This is a genomic window from Pelagibius sp., from assembly GCF_028281305.1.
Taxonomy (GTDB): Bacteria; Pseudomonadota; Alphaproteobacteria; order Kiloniellales; family Kiloniellaceae; genus Pelagibius.
Window position 1 is genome coordinate 109193 of record NZ_JANQKD010000012.1, and the last position, 15942, is coordinate 125134.

The 15942-nt window shown below is 67.4% G+C and carries 12 protein-coding genes; 6 read left to right on the forward strand and 6 right to left on the reverse strand.

Features of this window, described 5'->3' with window-relative positions:
• Positions 1 to 7 precede the first annotated feature (7 nt).
• Positions 8 to 1216 (reverse strand): ROK family transcriptional regulator, encoded by a 1209-nt coding sequence (locus Q0982_RS02725; protein ID WP_299391492.1) that lies wholly within the window; start codon positions 1214 to 1216, stop codon positions 8 to 10.
• Positions 1217 to 1498: 282 nt separating this feature from the next.
• Here Q0982_RS02725 and Q0982_RS02730 point away from each other — a divergent pair, with 282 nt between their 5' ends.
• From Q0982_RS02730 to Q0982_RS02755, 6 genes are all read left to right on the forward strand, one after another.
• The gene (locus tag Q0982_RS02730) at positions 1499 to 2869 is read left to right on the forward strand and encodes an ABC transporter substrate-binding protein (RefSeq protein ID WP_299391493.1); all 1371 of its coding nucleotides are present in this window, start codon (positions 1499 to 1501) and stop codon (positions 2867 to 2869) included.
• Between the two features lie 76 nt (positions 2870 to 2945).
• Positions 2946 to 3884, forward strand: a complete 939-nt coding sequence (locus tag Q0982_RS02735) for a carbohydrate ABC transporter permease (RefSeq protein ID WP_299391495.1) — start codon at positions 2946 to 2948, stop codon at positions 3882 to 3884.
• Positions 3885 to 3923: 39 nt separating this feature from the next.
• Positions 3924 to 4994 carry a carbohydrate ABC transporter permease gene (locus tag Q0982_RS02740; RefSeq protein ID WP_299391497.1) on the forward strand — a complete coding sequence of 357 codons (1071 nt, stop codon included), beginning with the start codon at positions 3924 to 3926 and terminating at the stop codon, positions 4992 to 4994.
• 7 nt (positions 4995 to 5001) lie between these two features.
• The gene (locus tag Q0982_RS02745) at positions 5002 to 6114 is read left to right on the forward strand and encodes an ABC transporter ATP-binding protein (protein WP_299391498.1); all 1113 of its coding nucleotides are present in this window, start codon (positions 5002 to 5004) and stop codon (positions 6112 to 6114) included.
• Entirely contained in the window at positions 6107 to 7216 is a 1110-nt protein-coding gene (locus tag Q0982_RS02750; protein WP_299391500.1) for an endonuclease/exonuclease/phosphatase family protein, read from the forward strand. Before Q0982_RS02745 ends, Q0982_RS02750 begins: the two co-directional genes overlap by 8 nt.
• Positions 7213 to 8082 carry an endonuclease/exonuclease/phosphatase family protein gene (locus Q0982_RS02755; protein ID WP_299391501.1) on the forward strand — a complete coding sequence of 290 codons (870 nt, stop codon included), beginning with the start codon at positions 7213 to 7215 and terminating at the stop codon, positions 8080 to 8082. Before Q0982_RS02750 ends, Q0982_RS02755 begins: the two co-directional genes overlap by 4 nt.
• A gap of 22 nt (positions 8083 to 8104) precedes the next feature.
• Here the strand turns inward: Q0982_RS02755 and Q0982_RS02760 are convergent, their stop codons facing one another.
• The 5 genes from Q0982_RS02760 to Q0982_RS02780 all read right to left on the reverse strand — a co-directional run.
• Positions 8105 to 9967: a hypothetical protein gene (locus tag Q0982_RS02760; protein ID WP_299391503.1), complete on the reverse strand. Its 1863-nt coding sequence runs from the start codon at positions 9965 to 9967 to the stop codon at positions 8105 to 8107.
• Positions 9964 to 11769 carry a hypothetical protein gene (locus tag Q0982_RS02765; protein WP_299391504.1) on the reverse strand — a complete coding sequence of 602 codons (1806 nt, stop codon included), beginning with the start codon at positions 11767 to 11769 and terminating at the stop codon, positions 9964 to 9966. The genes Q0982_RS02760 and Q0982_RS02765 overlap by 4 nt, the downstream gene beginning before the upstream one ends.
• Before the next feature lie 64 nt (positions 11770 to 11833).
• Positions 11834 to 13654: a hypothetical protein gene (locus Q0982_RS02770; protein ID WP_299391506.1), complete on the reverse strand. Its 1821-nt coding sequence runs from the start codon at positions 13652 to 13654 to the stop codon at positions 11834 to 11836.
• A 67-nt stretch (positions 13655 to 13721) separates the two neighbouring features.
• Complete coding sequence (locus Q0982_RS02775) at positions 13722 to 15458, reverse strand: hypothetical protein (RefSeq protein WP_299391507.1); 1737 nt, start codon at positions 15456 to 15458, stop codon at positions 13722 to 13724.
• Positions 15459 to 15606: 148 nt separating this feature from the next.
• The coding region (locus Q0982_RS02780; RefSeq protein WP_299391509.1) for an LCCL domain-containing protein at positions 15607 to 15942 on the reverse strand (336 nt) is incomplete at its 5' end.

Sequence of the window (15942 nt, forward strand, 5' to 3'; positions counted from 1 at the left end):
GACGCTGTCAGGACGCGGCGGCGCCCGTCTTCATGGCCCCGGTCTTGATCCAGACGATCTCCGGCGAGGGCGCGAGGCGCGCGTGCAGCGGCAGCGCCGCCGCGCCGAGGACCGTGGCATCCCCGGCCAGGCGCGACTTCACCAGCCGCGGCGGGTTGGGCTGGCCGTTGAACCAGCCCTCCAGGTGCCAGCGGGTTCTGGCCAGAAGCTCGTCGAGCAGGACGTCCGGCAGACGCCCGCCGAGAACGATGGCGTCCGGGTCGAGAAGGAACTGCACCGAGGTCAGGGCAAAGCCGAGGGCTTCCGCCCCCTCGTCCAGCCAGTTGATCAGCTCCGGTTCACCCTGGCGGAACAGCGCCGTCAGGGACTCCGGGCCCTCGACGGAAAGGCCGGCGGCCTGCAGACGGCGGGTCAGGTTGTACATCGAGACCACGTGGGTCAGCCGCCCGCCGGCGGAAAACTCCTTGGTGCCCGTGGGCAGGGGCAGACGGCTCGCCTCGGCGACGTTGCGCGAGGCGCCGCGAAAGGGCTGGCCGTTTACGATCAGCCCGCCGCCGACCCCGGCGCCGATGTAGAGCAGGAAGAACGAGTTCCAGCCGCGCCCGGCGCCATAGAGCAGCTCGCCGAGGGCCGCGGCGTTGCCGTCGTTCTCGACCCAGGTTTCCAGCCCCGTCACCTCCGACAACAGGGCGCTGACATCCAGCCCGTGCCAGGCGGTGAAGTTAGCCGGCGCATGGATCCCTTCCTCGCCGCGGCGGAAACGGCCGGGAAAAGCGACGCCCATCCCCAGGATCCGCTCGCGCAGCGGCCCTAAGGGCGCCAGCAGCCGGTCGAGTTCGCCGCGGACAAGGTCGCAAGCCTGGTCCGGGGTCGGATAGTCCAGTTTCCGGGTCAGGCGCTCGCGCACGGTGCCGGAGAGGTCGACCAGGGCCATGGTCATGCTGTCGCGGTCCAGGTTCAGCCCGACCGCGCAGGCGCCGTCGGGGTCGACCTCGATCTCGACGGCCGGCTGGCCGCGGAACCCCTTGCGCCGCTCGCCGAGGCGGATGAGCCCCTGTTCGCGCAGGGCCGCCGTAATGGAGGAGATGGTCTGGGCCGTGAGGCCGGTCATGCGCGCCAGTTCCGCCCGTGTCGTGGGCCCATGCTGGCGCACCGCGTTGAAGATGACCCGCCGGTTGTAGTCCTTCGCCTGTTCGAGATTGGTGCCGACGTTCACGAAACAGGCATCCCAGTGCAACAAGTCCTTGATAAAGCGATCAAGAATCGAAGGCAGGAATCTAGTGGAAGGCCTCAAGGCGATCAAGTATATTAATTAATTCAAAATGAAATAATAAAAGGTTCATACGCAGGGATGCCTTCACCCGTAGAGTGACCTCATGGAGAGGTAAATGACCGTTGCTGCCCTCGGCTGCCGCATCAGGCGCCGTACGGCAGAGGCCGGGCATCCCTCGAGCCATTGTGTGCCGCAGGAACGACCCACGAGAGGGGGGTGTGAAGGATGAAACTCATCAAGTCGACCAAGATCGCGTTGCTTGCCGCCGCCGTGGCGCTGCCGACGGGCTTTTCTGCCGTCGAGGCCATGGCCGAAGAGGTCACCATCAAGCTGTGGTCCCGCGCCGACCGCTCCGGGCCGATGCGCGCGGGCAACATCGTCGGGGCCGCCCAGACCCTGAACAACATGCTGGCCGCCGCCGGCAGCGACATCAAAGTGACCGTCGAGGTTCACGAGAACAACGCCAAGGGCTTCGACGCCGACGCCCTGGACGTGATGAAAGCCTTCGCCGCCGACAAGGGCCCGGACATCTACGTCGCCGCGCACGAATGGATCGGCGCCTTCGTTGAGGCCGGCTATGCGATGAACATGGAACAGCACATCGCGGCCAACCCGGACTTCTACAGCGACATGATCCCGGTACTTTGGGAATCGGTGACATACAAGGGCCAGCGCTACGGCATTCCGCAGGACTCCGAGATCCGCATGTTCTTCTACAACAAGGAGATGCTGCGCAAGATCGGCAAGTCGGAGGACTTCATCGAAGGCCTGCCGGCCGCCGTCGAGGAGGGCCAGTTCACCCTCTACGACCTGGCCGATCTGGCCGCCGAGGTCGTGGAGAAGGGCGCGGCCAAGTACGGCTTCGTGCACCGCCCCAATGTCGGCCCGGACTTCCAGATGCTGATGGCCTCCTTCGGCATCGAGCTTTCGGACCCCGCCTCCGGCAAGCTGAAGATGGACGAGGCCAAGCTCGCCAACTTCTTTACCTGGCTGAAGTACGCCGTCGACAAGGGCGCCCTGCCGGAGAACATGACCTCCTGGTCCTGGGATTCGGTGCACCAGGCCTTCCGCGGGCGTGAGAGCTTCATGAAGTTCCACGGCATCTGGAACGTGCCGCATCAGCTCAAGATCATGAACCTGACCGAGGAAACCTACTTCAACGAGCTGGGCTGGCTGCACAGCCCGGCAGAGAAACAGGGCGGACGGCCCGCCAACCTGTCGCATCCGATCATCTACGTGGTGAGCGAAGAATCGGAGCACAAGGAACTGGCGGCCATGCTGGTGGCGCTGGCCTCCCAGCACGTCCCCAACACCAAACATGCGGTCTCCAGCGGTCACACGCCGATCAAGTTCGGCCAGGCCGCCATGCCCGAGTTCGTCGAGGACGGCTGGGCGCTCCGTGCCGGCGCGCGGCTGCTGCCTTACGCGACCTTCATGCCCAACCACGCGAAGATCGGCCCCTACAACGCCATCGTCTACAAGGGCATCCAGGGGGTCGAGACCGGCCGGATTTCGCCCGAGGACGGCGCGGCCTTCGTGGTTGAGGAACTGCAGGCCGAACTCGGCGACGACGTGATCATCGTCGGCGGAAGCTGAACCGAGCTAACGGCATCGCGCCGGCCGGGAAGATCCCGGCCGGCCGTTGCCGGCAGCTTTTCATCGAGCAATCGTTATGGCCAGCTTCGCGCCTGCTTCCGGTTTCGCCGCCTCCCAGCGCGCCCGCCAGACGGCGAATTTCGTCCTCTTCCTCGGGCCCGCACTGGTCCTTCTCGCGCTCTTCTTTGTCCTGCCGGTGATCGTCGACATCACCATCGCCTTCACCGACATGGGCCAGACCCTGCGGGTCAGCGAGTTCACGACCAAGAACTTCGAGCGCATGCTGGGCGGCGACCGCCGCCTCTCCGCGGCGCTGGGGCTGACGCTCATCTACGTGTTCTGCACCCTGGCGGTCTTCAACGTCACCTTCGGCCTGGTGCTGGCGCTCACCACCACCGCCATCCCGGACAGGGTCGGCAGCTTCTTCCGCGCCGTCTGGCTGCTGCCGCGGATGAGCCCCTCGGTGGTCTATGCCCTGCTCTGGGCCTGGGTGGTCGACCCGACCGAACGCGGCCTGCTCAACCAGTTCATCAACGGCGCCTTCGGCTTCGAAGTCTATGACATGATGAACGACCATCCGCTGATGCTGATCGTGCTGGCCAACGGCTTCATCGGCGCCTCCATGGGGATGATCATCTTCACCTCGGCCATCCGTTCGATCCCCGAGCATCTGTTCTACGCCGCGCGCGCCGACGGCGCCGGCGGCCTGCACATCGTCTGGCACGTCATCCTGCCGGCGATCCGCTGGCCGCTCTCTTTCATCACGGTCTATCAGACCCTCTCGCTGCTGGTGAGCTTCGAATACATCTGGCTGATCACCAACGGCGGCCCCTTCTTCGACACCACCGTCTATGCGCTCTACGTCTACCAGCGCGCCTTCGAGAACGGGCAGTACGCCTACGGCGCCGCCCTGGCCTTGGTCCTCGTGGTGATCGGCATCGCAGCCGCGCTCTTGATGTGGCGCTTCATGGACATGAAGCGCCTGCTGCAGCAGCCGCGCATCGAGGTCCAGTGACATGAGGATCCGGTGACATGGCGGTGCAGTGATATGGTGATGGCTAGCGCACTTTCGCAGACAGACTGGGACGAACTGGCGCGCCGTGCCCGGCGCCGGCGCCGGATCTCCCAGAGCGCGCTGATCGCCTTTCTGGTCGCCACCACCCTGCCGGTACTGCTGCCCTACTTCTGGATGGTCGCGATCTCCTTTTCCGCCAAGAGCGGCGGCATCGCCTCGACCATTCTCTGGCAGGCCGTCTCCATCCTGATCCCCGCCGTCATCGCCATCGCGCTGGTGCGCAGCTTCGCCGCCTCGCCGCGCACAAAGACCTGGGGCAGCCTCGGCATCGCCGCGCTGACCTGCGTTCTAATCGCGGTTCTGGTGGGGCCGCAGCTCCATCTCGACAACTACCGCTTCTTCTGGGTGCGCGACATTGTCGCCGAACTGCCCTCGCGCCAGGTCTCGACCGGTGTGGGCACGCAGTTTCCCAGCGTCTGGTCGGCCTTCGGCAACTCCCTGATCCTGGCGCTCAGCCAGACGGTCATCGTTTCCACCGTCTCCACCTTCGCCGGGTACTACCTCTCGCGCTTCTCTTTTCCCGGTCGGGCGGGCTTTCTGCAGAGCCTTCTGGTGCTGCACGCCTTCCCGGCGATGACCCTGATCATTCCGATCTTCCTGATCATGTATTGGGCGGGCCTGATCGACACCATCTTCGGCGTGCTGCTGGTGATCGTCACCCTGGAGCTGCCGTTCTCCATCTTCATCATGAAGGGCTTCTTCGACGCCGTGCCCTGGGACATCGAGATGAGCGCCATGGCCGACGGCGCCTCCCGCCGCCAGGCCTTTTTCCAGGTGGTGTTGCCACAGGTGCGGGTCGGGCTGATCGCAATCGCCGTCTTTTCCTTCATCAAGGGCTGGGAAGAGTACGTCTTCGTGCGCACCTTGCTCATCGAAAAATCCAACTGGATGATGAGCCTCTATCTGTTCTGGGTCGCCGACGACATCATGGGCGTGGACTACGGCATCGTCGCCGCGGTCGGGGTTTTCTACGTCCTGCCCAGCCTCTTCCTCTATCTTTTCTTCCAGAAGTACCTGACCCAGCTCAACATCGGCGGCGTGAAGGGGTAACCGCGCCATGGCACGGATCGAACTCAACAGCATCACCAAGGCCTGGGGCGACGTGGTCGCCGTGGAGCCGACCGACCTGACCATCGACGACGGCGAGTTCGTCGCCATCCTCGGTCCCTCGGGCTGCGGCAAGTCGACGACGCTGTTCATGCTGGCGGGCATCTACGCACCGACAGGCGGCGAGATGACCTTCGACGGCCACCTGGTCAACGAGGTGGAGGCCAAGGACCGCAACGTCGGCATCGTCTTTCAGTCTTACGCGCTCTACCCCCACATGACAGTGCGCGACAACATCGGCTTTCCTCTAAAGTTCAAGGACATGCCGAAGGACCGGGCGGCGGCGCTGGTCGAGGAAACCGCGCGGCTGGTGCAGGTGGAAGAACTGCTCGACCGCCGCCCCAGCCAGCTCTCCGGCGGCCAGCAGCAACGCGTGGCGCTGGCCCGGGCGCTGGTCAAGACCCCGCAGCTTCTGTTGCTGGACGAGCCGCTGTCCAACCTGGATGCGACGCTGCGGCTTTCCATGCGCACCGAGATCCGCGCCCTGCAGCAGCGCACCGCCATCACCACGATCCTGGTCACCCACGACCAGATCGAGGCGACCACCATGGCTGACCGCATCATCTGCATGTCCAAGGGCAGGGTCGAGCAGATCGGCACGCCGGAAGACCTCTACCGCCGCCCCGACAGCCTCTTCGTGGCCGCGTTCATCGGCGCCCCGCCGATCAACCTGCTGCCCGGCCGCGCCGCCGGCGGCGGCCTCACCGTCGGCCAGACGCGGCTGGCGCTGACGGGAGAGGCAGCAGGACAGACGGAAGGCGATGCCGTCCTGGGCTTGCGCCCCGAGCACCTGATCTTCGCCGAAAGCGGCATCCCCGGCCGCATCGACGGCATCGAACCCATGGGGCGCGAAGTGCTTTACCGCATCGACACGCCGCTCGGCGAACTGCGGGTGCTGGAGGGCAGCGCGGTGCCGAGCCACGGCGTCGGCGCGGCCGTTCACCTGAGGTTCTCGGCGGACGACAGCCTGGTCTTCGACGCCGCAAGCGAGCGGCGGATTGCGGAGGTCTGTGCGCACGCGCCAGCAGGCCACGACTCTATGGAACAGCGCCAGCATGCCTGACGAGGACCGCGCCCTTTCCCTTGCCGGTCCGCAGGCCGCCGAGCGTCTGTCCTATGACTGCGTGGCGGATCTGCAGGGACCGGACCTGGCGACCCGCAGAGGCTATCTGGCGCTGCCGCCCGACCCGCGCGAGCACGCGGCACTGTTCGATGGCTGGCCGCTGCTGCGCCAGCTCGAGGTGCGGGAGCCGCCGGCCACCAGCCCCCCGGCGCAAAGCCTGCGCGTCGTCTCCTGGAACGTTGAGCGGGGCAAGTACATCGAAGACTCCGGCGAATTGCTACGCCGTGTGAAGCCCGATGTCTGTCTGCTCACCGAACTCGATCTGGGTATGGCCCGCTCCGGCCAGCGCCACACGCTGCGCGATCTGGCGGACTACCTGGATCAGGGCTATGTCTTCGCGGTGGAGTTCATCGAACTGTCGCTGGGCGACGAACGCGAGCGTGTCTGGCACGAGGGGGAGGACAATGCCCGCGGCCTGCATGGCGGCGGCCTGCTGTCCCCCCATCTGCTACGGCGCCCGGCCCTGCTGCGGCTGGAAAACAGCGGCACCTGGTGGCAGAAGCGCTTTAAGGGAGAGGCGCGGATCGGCGGGCGCATGGCCGCACTGGCGACCTTGGACCTGGACCGAACGCCGATCACTCTGGCGGCGGTCCACTTCGAAAGTCATTCCGGCCCGGCGCATCGCGCGGAGCAGATGGACCTGCTGCTGGACGCCATCGAGGCCTACGCGCCTGGTGCGCCGGTGATCATCGGCGGCGATTTCAACACCAACACCCTGGAGCGGAGCGATCCTGCCTACCACAGCCTGCGCCGACGCCTCGCGGAGGAAACGCCGGAACGCTTTCTCCGCCCCGAGGCCTTCGAGCCGCTCTTCGAAGTGGCGCGTGCCCACGGCTACGACTGGACGTCCTGCAACCTGGAGGCTGCGCCGACAACCCGCACCCGCCCGGACGGAACGCCGGCACCGCCGCACATCAAGATCGACTGGTTTTTCACCCGCGGCCTTGTCGCCACAGACCCCGCCATCGTCGCGGCGGTCGACCGCCAGGGCGATGCGATCTCCGACCACGAAGCCCTTGCCGTTACCGTGAGCCTGCCATGAGAGTCGTCACCTACAACATTCAATACGGACTGGGCGAGGACGGCCGCTTCGACCTGGCGCGCATCGCCCGCGAGGTCGAGGGCGCCGACGTCATCGCTCTGCAGGAGGTGGAGCGCTTCTGGCAGCGCTCCGGCATGGTCGATCAGGCCGAAGAGCTGGCCCGGCTTCTCGGCGACTACCACTGGGTCTACGGCGCCAACCTCGATGTCGACGCCAGCTATCGGGCCAACGGCAGCGGCCTGGTGAATCGCCGCCGCCAGTTCGGCACCATGATTCTTTCGCGCTCGCCGATCCTCTCGTCGCGCAACTTTCCGTTGCCGAAGCGCGCATTGCTGAATCAGCACAGCATCCAACAAGGCCTTCTGGAGGCCGTCATCGCGCCGGCGGGCGGAGCTCCGGTTCGCTTTTACTCCGTGCACTTGAGTCATCTCTGCAGCGCCACGCGCCTGCCGCAGATCGACGCCATCCTGGCGATCCTCGAGCGCGCGCCGGCGGAGGGTGGCGCCTGGTGCGGCTCCCACCCGAACCCCGAGGCCGGCTGGACCGAAGGCGGGCCGCTGCCCATGCCACGGGAACTCGTGCTGGCCGGCGACCTCAACTTCGAGCCCGACTCGGTGGAATACGACCGCTTCCTCGGCCCCGATGCCGGACGCTACGGCCGCCTCTACAGCCCCGAAGGCCTGGTCGATGCCTGGGACATCGCCGGCAACGGCCGCAGCGATGCCTCGAGCCACCCCAACCATCCGGCACGCATCGACCACATCTTCGTGTCGGGAAGCCTCGCCGCGTGCGTGCGCCGCTGCTGGATCGACGAAGCGGCCAACGGCTCCGACCACCGGCCCGTCTGGATGGAGCTTGACTTCTAGCCAGCAGCCGCCGGCAGGCCGGTCACTGTTCAGGTGCGCCACCGCCCAGAATGTGTTCCATCAGGCCCAGGGCGACGCGGATCTGCATTTCCCGGCGCGCCGCCTCGTCGCGGATCCGCAGGACCGTCGCCCGGGCGCCGACGAAGTCTTTCCCGCGGAGTTGCGCCATGGCCACCGCCCCCAGGGCGAAGGCCTGATGGTCATCATCTGGAAGGGTTTCCGCCGTGGCCACTGCCATGTCGGCGTAGCCGGCGCGGGCCTGCATGGACGCAACGCCGCGCAGGGCATCGAAGCGATCTTCGGCATCGGCCAACTGCGAAACGGCACTCTGCGCTTCGGCCAGCAGGCGCCGGGCCTCATCATGATCGCCGGCGGCAGAGAGCTGCCCGGCAACCGCTTCCAAGGCCAGTGCTCGATGCCGGCCGGACTCGATCGCGCGCGCCGTCGCCAGGGCATCAGCCATCAGCTCCGTCGCCACCTGCGCCTCCACCACGCGCAACAAAACGCCCGCGCGACGCTTTTCATCGGCGTGCTGCCGGGCCGTCGCGACGGCCTCGTTCAGCAACGCGCGGGCATGCCCGCTTTCGCCATCTTTGGCAGCCGACCGCGCGACCAGTAGGAGAGCCTCGGCCCGCGTCGCATCACTGCCGATCCGCGCCGCCGCGGACTTGGCATTTCCGAGATCACCGCCATTTTCGAGGTCACTGGCGTTTGCCAAGGTCGCCGTCACCTCGTAGAGCCCGTTATCCCGGACAGCGTGATCGGCGACCTCCGCAGCGGTGTTGAACGCCCTTTCCACATGGCCCTGTGCCGCCTCGGCAATCGCCAGGCGCACGCGAATCAAGTCTCCCTGCCGCTGGTCCTTGGCAAGGTCCGCTCTCGCCCGGATCTCATCGAAGGCAGCGAGCGCAGCCTGCGCTTCGCCCGCCTTCGCATGAGCGCCGGCAATATGAATGAAGGCGCGTGCAGACTGCTCCAGGTCGCTGATGAGAATCGCATCGGCAAAGGCGCTGACGGGAAACCCGGCGCCGGCCTTACCCATGACAACCGTCAGCAGTGCCGAATCAAACCGCTCGGGATCGTCGATCCCCTGGGCGATCGCAGAGGCTGCGGCCAGGATCGCGAGGGTGCGATTCCGATCTCCGCCCGCCAGCACAAGCTGCGCCATCCGCCCGAGCGCGGCGACCCTGGCCTCCTCGTCTTCAATGCGTCTGACGGCGGCCAGAGCCGCCTCTACCTCACCGGCCCTCACCCGCAAGACTGCAAGGTCCGAGATGACAGCAGCACGAAGAGCGGGCCGTTGAATGCCGCCGATGATGGTGAAGGCGCCCTGCAGGTCGCCGGTCTTGGCGCGGGCATGGGCGATGTCCGCCAAGGCGTAGTCCCGGGTGTAGTCGGCCCCGATGGTCTCAGCAGTCGCGAGGGCGGCACCCACGTTGCCGAAGCGGGCCCGGGACCCGGCGATCGAGCGCAGCACATCGTCACGAAGAATTGGGTTTGCGATCCTGCGGACCGTCGTCGCCGCCCCTTCGATGTCGCGCCTGTCCAGTTGCTGAAAGGCGATGAAGCGCAGAGCCTTGGCGCGCTGATCCTCATCAGGGATCGCCGCGGCGGCGTCGAGCGCAGCAGCCATGTCGCCGAACTCGGCCAGCGCCATGGCTACCTGGCCCTGGACCCGCAGCCTGCGTCCTTCATCTCCGATCTCGCGCACCGAAGCCTCTACCAGACTGCGCAGCGTCTCGACGCAGTGCTGCCCCGGCTGCTGAAAGCAGTCGGGCGGCGCGCTGCGGGCCGCTGCCGGGCCCGCGCCCAGGAAGACGGCAAGCGCGAGCAGGAAAGGAAGGCCCGCCTGCCGAAGAGCCGTTGCGCAGGCCGGGTCCGTCATGGCTGCTCCGGCTTGGCAGCGAAATGAAGAGCCTCGGCACTGAAGCTGAGCACTGCGACCTTGGCTGCCCGGTCCTCAAGCACGTGCATTTTCGCCAGGGCCGCCTCCGCGTCGCCCGCCTTGGCGCCGGCAACCACCACGTCGCCTATGGTGACGGCGCGCAGCCGTTCATCGGCGATGGACGAGGCAACCGCCAGAGCACCGCGCAGGTCGCCGCTCTCGGCCTGGAAGCGGGCGAGGGTCGTTTGCGCAGAGGCACGCATTCCGGCATCCCCGATGTCTTCGACGTTGGTCAGCGCCACGGCGAAAAGCCCGGCCCGCGCCTCGCTGCCGGAGAGGTTGAGCAGCAGATTGTCGCGCGCGCCCGCCTCCAGCGAGTCCGCCTGCGCGCGGATCTCTGCGAACAGCGCCTCTGCCGTCGCTGCGTCGCCGGCCTGGGCGCGCAGCTCTGCGATGTGGCGCAGCAGGCTCCAGCGCAGATCGCCGTTCTTGAGCTGCCGGGCTGTCGCGATGGCGGCCTCCGACTCGCCCGACTGCGCCAGCGTGGTGGCGATGATGTTGAGCGCCGCGTCATTGACGATCGGGTCGCCAATGCGCTGCGCAGTCGCACGGGCCGAGGCGATGTAGCCTGCTTCCGCCTGCGCCGCGACGATGCGGTTGAGAGTCATATCGGCTGTGCGGGTATCGCCGTTGCAGTTTGCCCCCGCGACCGCCTCGTCGAAGACCGCGCGGGCAGAGTCCTCTGCACCCTCCGCGACCAGCATCAGGGCGAGGCCGCGCAGCGCCTCGGCGCGGCTGCAACCGTCGCCGACCAGCCGGATGGTGGAGAGTGCAGCCGCGGTGTCTCCCGCCTGCCCCTGCTCTGAGGCGATGCGGGTCAGCGCCCAGCTCTGATGTGCGCCGGCCGCGATGTCCCGCGCGGTTGCAAGCGCCGCCGCAAAGTCGCCGCCCCTGGCCTCCGCCACGGCAACATGCCCCAGCGCGGAAGCCCGCGCGTTGGGCTCGTCCAGCAAGGCAGCCGTGCCGCGGGCATCTTCGATGGCGCCGCGGTCGGCCTGACTGCGCGCTACGTAGCGGTAAAGGAAGTCGCGCTGACCCGGGTCGTCCGCCTCAGCCGCTATCGCCAGGGCGGCGGCGAAGTCACCACCATCGGCCTGCGCCATGGCGATCAGGCGTGAAGCCTCGGCACCAAGCGCGGCGTCCCCCAACCGTTCGGAGAGATCCAGGGCCTGCTTCAGCTCGCCGGCGGAAATCCGGGCAATGATAATCGCGCGCAGCGCGGTCGCCCGCAGGTCCGGGTCCCCGATTGCATCTGCCTCCGCCACCGCACCCTCCGCATCACCGGCAGCGGCCCGCGCTTCGATGATCCCGCTTGTGGCAACTGCCCTTGCGTCCGCATCCGTCAGATCCCGCGCCGTCTCGAGGGCGCCGGCCAGGTCGCCGGCCATTGCCTGGGAAACCGCGATCCTGGCGGTTTCGGAATCGCGCTGCCAAGTCTGGGAGAGCCCCTGGGCGGCCCTGCCGGCTCCAACATAATCCCCTGTCGAAAGCCGCGCGCCGAGAATCGTCAACAGCGCCGCTTCCCGGCTTTCCCTGTCGCCGATGGCGGCGGCAAGCACCTCGGCTTCCGCAAGCAGGACCGCTGTGCAGGCCGGCACGAGCTCATCACTGCAGGACTCCAGAGTCAGTGCGCCGGTCATGGCGTCATCAGTGGCTGCAGCGGGCTGCAGCATTGCGGTCATCACGGCGAGACCCGAGAGCAGGACGATTCCGCCCAGGTAACGTCGCTGCGTGTAAGCCATGTTCTGGCTCCTCCTGTCTCCGTCGATAACGGGCCGCGCCGGACTGCAAGGCCACGATGATCTCTTACTGCTGTTGCGGGGCTTCGGGCGCCGGGATCAGCATCGATCCGGCGGCAGCCAGGGCCAGCGCCCGCAGCCCGGCACTTTCCGCGCCCTCCGACAGAGCAATCGCATCCTCCACCTTGCCGCGGTCTTCGACTGCACTCAAAACCTGGTCCCAGGCAGAGGCCAGGGTCTGCGGATCGCCAATGGCGGCGATAATGGCAAGAGCTCCCTCGACATCGCCCTCGGCTGCAATGCGCGCCGCGACGAAGCTGGATGCCGTGGCGCGCACCTGGACGTCCGCTATGCTTTCCATGGCGTCTCTTGCAGCCGCGACGAACCCGGCCTCTGTCTTGCGAAGGACCAGCTCGCTGACCGCATAGTCGCGTTGCTGCGAATCCTCATGCTGCTCGGCCTGTGCGAGCGCCTCGGCAAAGAGTTCCTGAGCCGAAGAGTCGTTGCCGGCCTTCGCCTGGGCGACCGCAATGTAGCTCAGCATCCTGGTCCGGCTCTCCGGGTCCCCAACCTCGGAAGCGGTGGCCAGCGCGCGGTCCGGCTGCTCCGCGGCAACCTGCGCCGTGGCGATGTGGTAAAGCGAGGCGTCGCGAAGCTGCGGATCTTGGATCGCGCGGGCGACGGCCAAGGCCCCTTGCGGGTCGCCGAACTGGGCCTGAGCCGACGCAATCCGATGCAGAACGCTGACTTTGACCTGGGGGTCGTCAAGTCCCTCGGCGAGGCGCCGGGCCTCGGCGAAAGCCGCGCGGGCTGCCTCACCCTTGTCCTCCGACGCCAGCGCCGAGGCCACGTTGCTGAACGCAAAAGCCCGGTGCCTTGTGTCTTCGATCATCTCCAGGATGGCCCAGGCAGCGGCACTCTCGACACCCTCCGCCCTGCGCATGGCTATCACCCCCAGCGCCCAGGCACGGCGTTCGGCGTCCGGAATGCGCTGAGCGACCGCAACGGCGTCGTCAAAGGACCCAAGCTCCGCCGCGCCGGCCGCAACCATCGCCAGGGTTTGATTGCGCAGGGCCGCATCGCTGATCCGCGCGGCCGTTTCCAGCGCGTCCTCGGTAGTCGCCTGCTTTGCCTGGCGCGCGGCGATGTGGTGCAAAGCCGCGAAGCGTAGTCCTTCGATCGCAATGTCTTCCGTCAGAGTCATGGCCCGGGCGAAGGCGCCGGCATCGGCCATGACGCTGGCGACGGAGCCCAGTGCCGCCATGCGTGTCGAACCGTCTTGGATCTCTGCCACCGTTGTCAGGGCGCCTTCATAGTCACCGACCTGGGCCTGCCCCATGGCGATCACGCTCAGCATCCAGGCACGGTTCCCGGGGTCGCCGATCTCCGCCGCACTGTCCTTGGCCACCTCCGCTGCCGCCGGCAGCCCGCCTTCGCTTGCGACCTGAACGAGAGAGTTGATGCGCCTCTGCGGGTCCGCAATCGACCGCGCGGTCTCGACGGCGCCCGCCCCGTCCCCGCTGCGGGACTGCATCTCGACGATGAAAGCCAGGCGAAAATCACGCTCGCCAGGGTCTTCGATGCGCCCAAGCGCGGCACGCGCGGCAGCGAAGTCCCGGGCCCAGGCAAAGCCGCTGGCGACATCCTGCAAAAGCATGCTGCGCTGCGCCGGTTCCGCGATGGAGTCGAGCTCCGCCAGCGCCGCGGCCAAGAAAACTTTCGCGCATTCCGCCACCGGGGCTTCGCGGCACTCCGTGAGGCCGGGCTCCGGGCCCGCGGCGTCATCGGCCCGGGCTTCAGCGACCATGCCCGCGGTCAGGAGCGCAGCCGTGACGAGGCCCAGGACGCAGGGCGTCCGGCGGCGCAGCGTCATGGTGGGCGGTATCATTCCGGACTCTCTCATCGTTGCTCCATCTACAGCGAGGTACAAACGCACCACCCCGGCTGTGTCGCCTTCACTGCGCTGCGAGTTCAACGGCGATCGTGGCCAGCAGGCGCGCCCGCAGCGCGCCATCCTCGATCTCGCCAACCGCCGCGGACATGCCGGTGAAGTCACTTGCCTTCACCCGCGCCATGGCGATGGACCAGAGCGCCTCGAAGCGCGCAGTGGCGTCACCGACCGCCCGCGCCGTGGCGAGGGCCGCCGCGAGATCGCCGTCCTCGGCCTGCAGGCGGGCGATGTAGGCGGCCGCGCGGGCGCGGAGAGCGTCATCACCGATACGCCGAAGCTCGGCAAGCCCGGCCTCGACGAAACCCGATTCCACCTGGCTTTCCGCGAGGTTGCTGCGCAGCCTGTCGGCCATCCAGGCTTCCGCCGGGGTTGCGCCCACGTCGTCGGACAGGGCGCGCACTTCCGAGAAGACCGCCGCTGCCGCGTCCGTTTCGCCGGCCCCGGCATGCTTCTTTGCAATATCGACCAAGGCCTGCGCGCGCGTTTCCGGATGGGCGATGCTGCGCGCCGTCACGAGAGCACCGCTCGGGTCGCCATCCTCCATCTGTGCGCCGGCCACGGCCCTCAGAGCCTCGTCGCGTATGACCTCCTCCGCGATCATCGCCGCCGTCGCCAGTGCGAGATCGGCGGAACCGCTGGCAGACTGTGACACGATCACCTGGCTCAGCAGAAAATCCCGTGTGCGCTGGTCTTCAATGCTTCCGGTGACGGCGACGGTCTCCAGAAACAGCGCGCGCACACGCTGCCCGCCGCGCCCGACCTCATCCACTGCGAGCTGGCGCAGCGCATCGGCACGCTCGTCGAGCATCTCGATGCTCCGCGCAACCTCCAGGGCACGGTCGAACTGACCGGCTTCCGCAAGATCCGAGGCAATGCGCGATTGCGTGCGCCCCCGGGTCTGCAGAATCTCGATGCGGCCGGCCGTTTCCAGCGCCGCGACAAAGTCGCCGGCCGTGCTCTGCGCCGCCGCGATAAACATCTGCGCCGAGCCGCGCCCGACCGGATTGTCGATGCGCCCAGCCGTGGCCGCGGCCTCCGCAATCGCGCCGGCACGGGTCTGGGCGATGACAATGAAGCCCATGGCATGGTCACGGCGCGGCGCCAGCGCGATAGCATCCGCGGTCGCCAGAGCTGCGTCGAACGCGCCGGCCTCCGCCTGCGTCCTGGCGATATAGTCGTGGGCTTCGTCCAAGGCATCTTCCCGGTCCGCCGCGACGGCACTGGCGCGCGCCGCGGCATAGTCGCCGGCCTGTGCCTGGATCATCGCGATGTGCGACAGCAGCATAGATCTGGCGCCCACCCTCTCGATCGCCGCCGCGCTGGCGTGGGCAGCCTCGTAGAGGCCGGACATAGCCTGCTGATTGCCAATCTCAAAGAGAGCCGAAGCCCGGTCTTCCGGAGTTTCGATCGCCCGGGCGGCAGCGGTGGCTTCGGTAAAGCGGCCGGCCTTGGCCTGCTCTACGGCGACGAGCTGCATGGCAAAGGCGCGGGCGCTGCCGGATCTGATCGCCTTGGCGGTGGCAAGAGCCGTATCGAGATCGCCGGCCTTGGCCTGAGCCAAAGCCACGTCGACCAGAGCCTGTCCGCGCACCCACTCGTCCTCTACCGACTTCGCAGCCGCCAGAGCCTGTTTGAGCAGCACATCCACGCAGGAAGCGGCCGGCGCTTCGGTGCAGCCGTCAGCGCTGGCTGCCAGGATAAAAGGGGACGAACTGCCGGCCAGCAGCATCGCCGCCGACAAGACGATTGCCCGGCAAAGCGAACGCTCTCTGACCCAAACTCCGCGATGTGTCATGGCCTGCACCCGTAACCTCTCAAAACGCTGACCAAAGGAGGCGGCGGCGAACCTCTGATGTCCGCCGCCGCCACCCTTGCACGTCACAGGGCCGTCAGTTCTGTACCGGCACCTGGGCGCTCTGCACCGTTGCATCGACGAAGGAGATGGTGGTGTGTCCGCCACCGCCGCTCTTGGTCTCGACGCCGTTGCGGATGGAGCCGACCAGCTTCTTCATGCCCGGGTCGATCTGCACGTTGACCATGCCGCCCTCGTCGGTGGTGATCTTGCCGGCATGGACCGCCGCCAGGCAGACGATGGAGTTGAAGGCGTAGGAGTCCGTGCCGACGACACGGCGCATGCGCAGGTCGCCGGGCGCGGCCGGGCAGTCGAAGGTCATGACCTGGCCCTTGAGGTCCTTGTTGGCCAGCCCGGTGCCGGTGAACTTGGC

Bases quoted from the DNA above. Each gene is read 5' to 3' on its own strand.
- Q0982_RS02730 (WP_299391493.1), top strand. From the start codon at position 1,499: ATGAAACTCATCAAGTCGACCAAGATCGCGTTGCTTGCCGCCGCCGTG.
- Q0982_RS02735 (WP_299391495.1), top strand. From the start codon at position 2,946: ATGGCCAGCTTCGCGCCTGCTTCCGGTTTCGCCGCCTCCCAGCGCGCC.
- Q0982_RS02740 (WP_299391497.1), top strand. From the start codon at position 3,924: ATGGCTAGCGCACTTTCGCAGACAGACTGGGACGAACTGGCGCGCCGT.
- Q0982_RS02745 (WP_299391498.1), top strand. From the start codon at position 5,002: ATGGCACGGATCGAACTCAACAGCATCACCAAGGCCTGGGGCGACGTG.
- Q0982_RS02750 (WP_299391500.1), top strand. From the start codon at position 6,107: ATGCCTGACGAGGACCGCGCCCTTTCCCTTGCCGGTCCGCAGGCCGCC.
- Q0982_RS02755 (WP_299391501.1), top strand. From the start codon at position 7,213: ATGAGAGTCGTCACCTACAACATTCAATACGGACTGGGCGAGGACGGC.
- Q0982_RS02760 (WP_299391503.1), bottom strand. From the start codon at position 9,967: ATGACGGACCCGGCCTGCGCAACGGCTCTTCGGCAGGCGGGCCTTCCT.
- Q0982_RS02765 (WP_299391504.1), bottom strand. From the start codon at position 11,769: ATGGCTTACACGCAGCGACGTTACCTGGGCGGAATCGTCCTGCTCTCG.
- Q0982_RS02770 (WP_299391506.1), bottom strand. From the start codon at position 13,654: ATGATACCGCCCACCATGACGCTGCGCCGCCGGACGCCCTGCGTCCTG.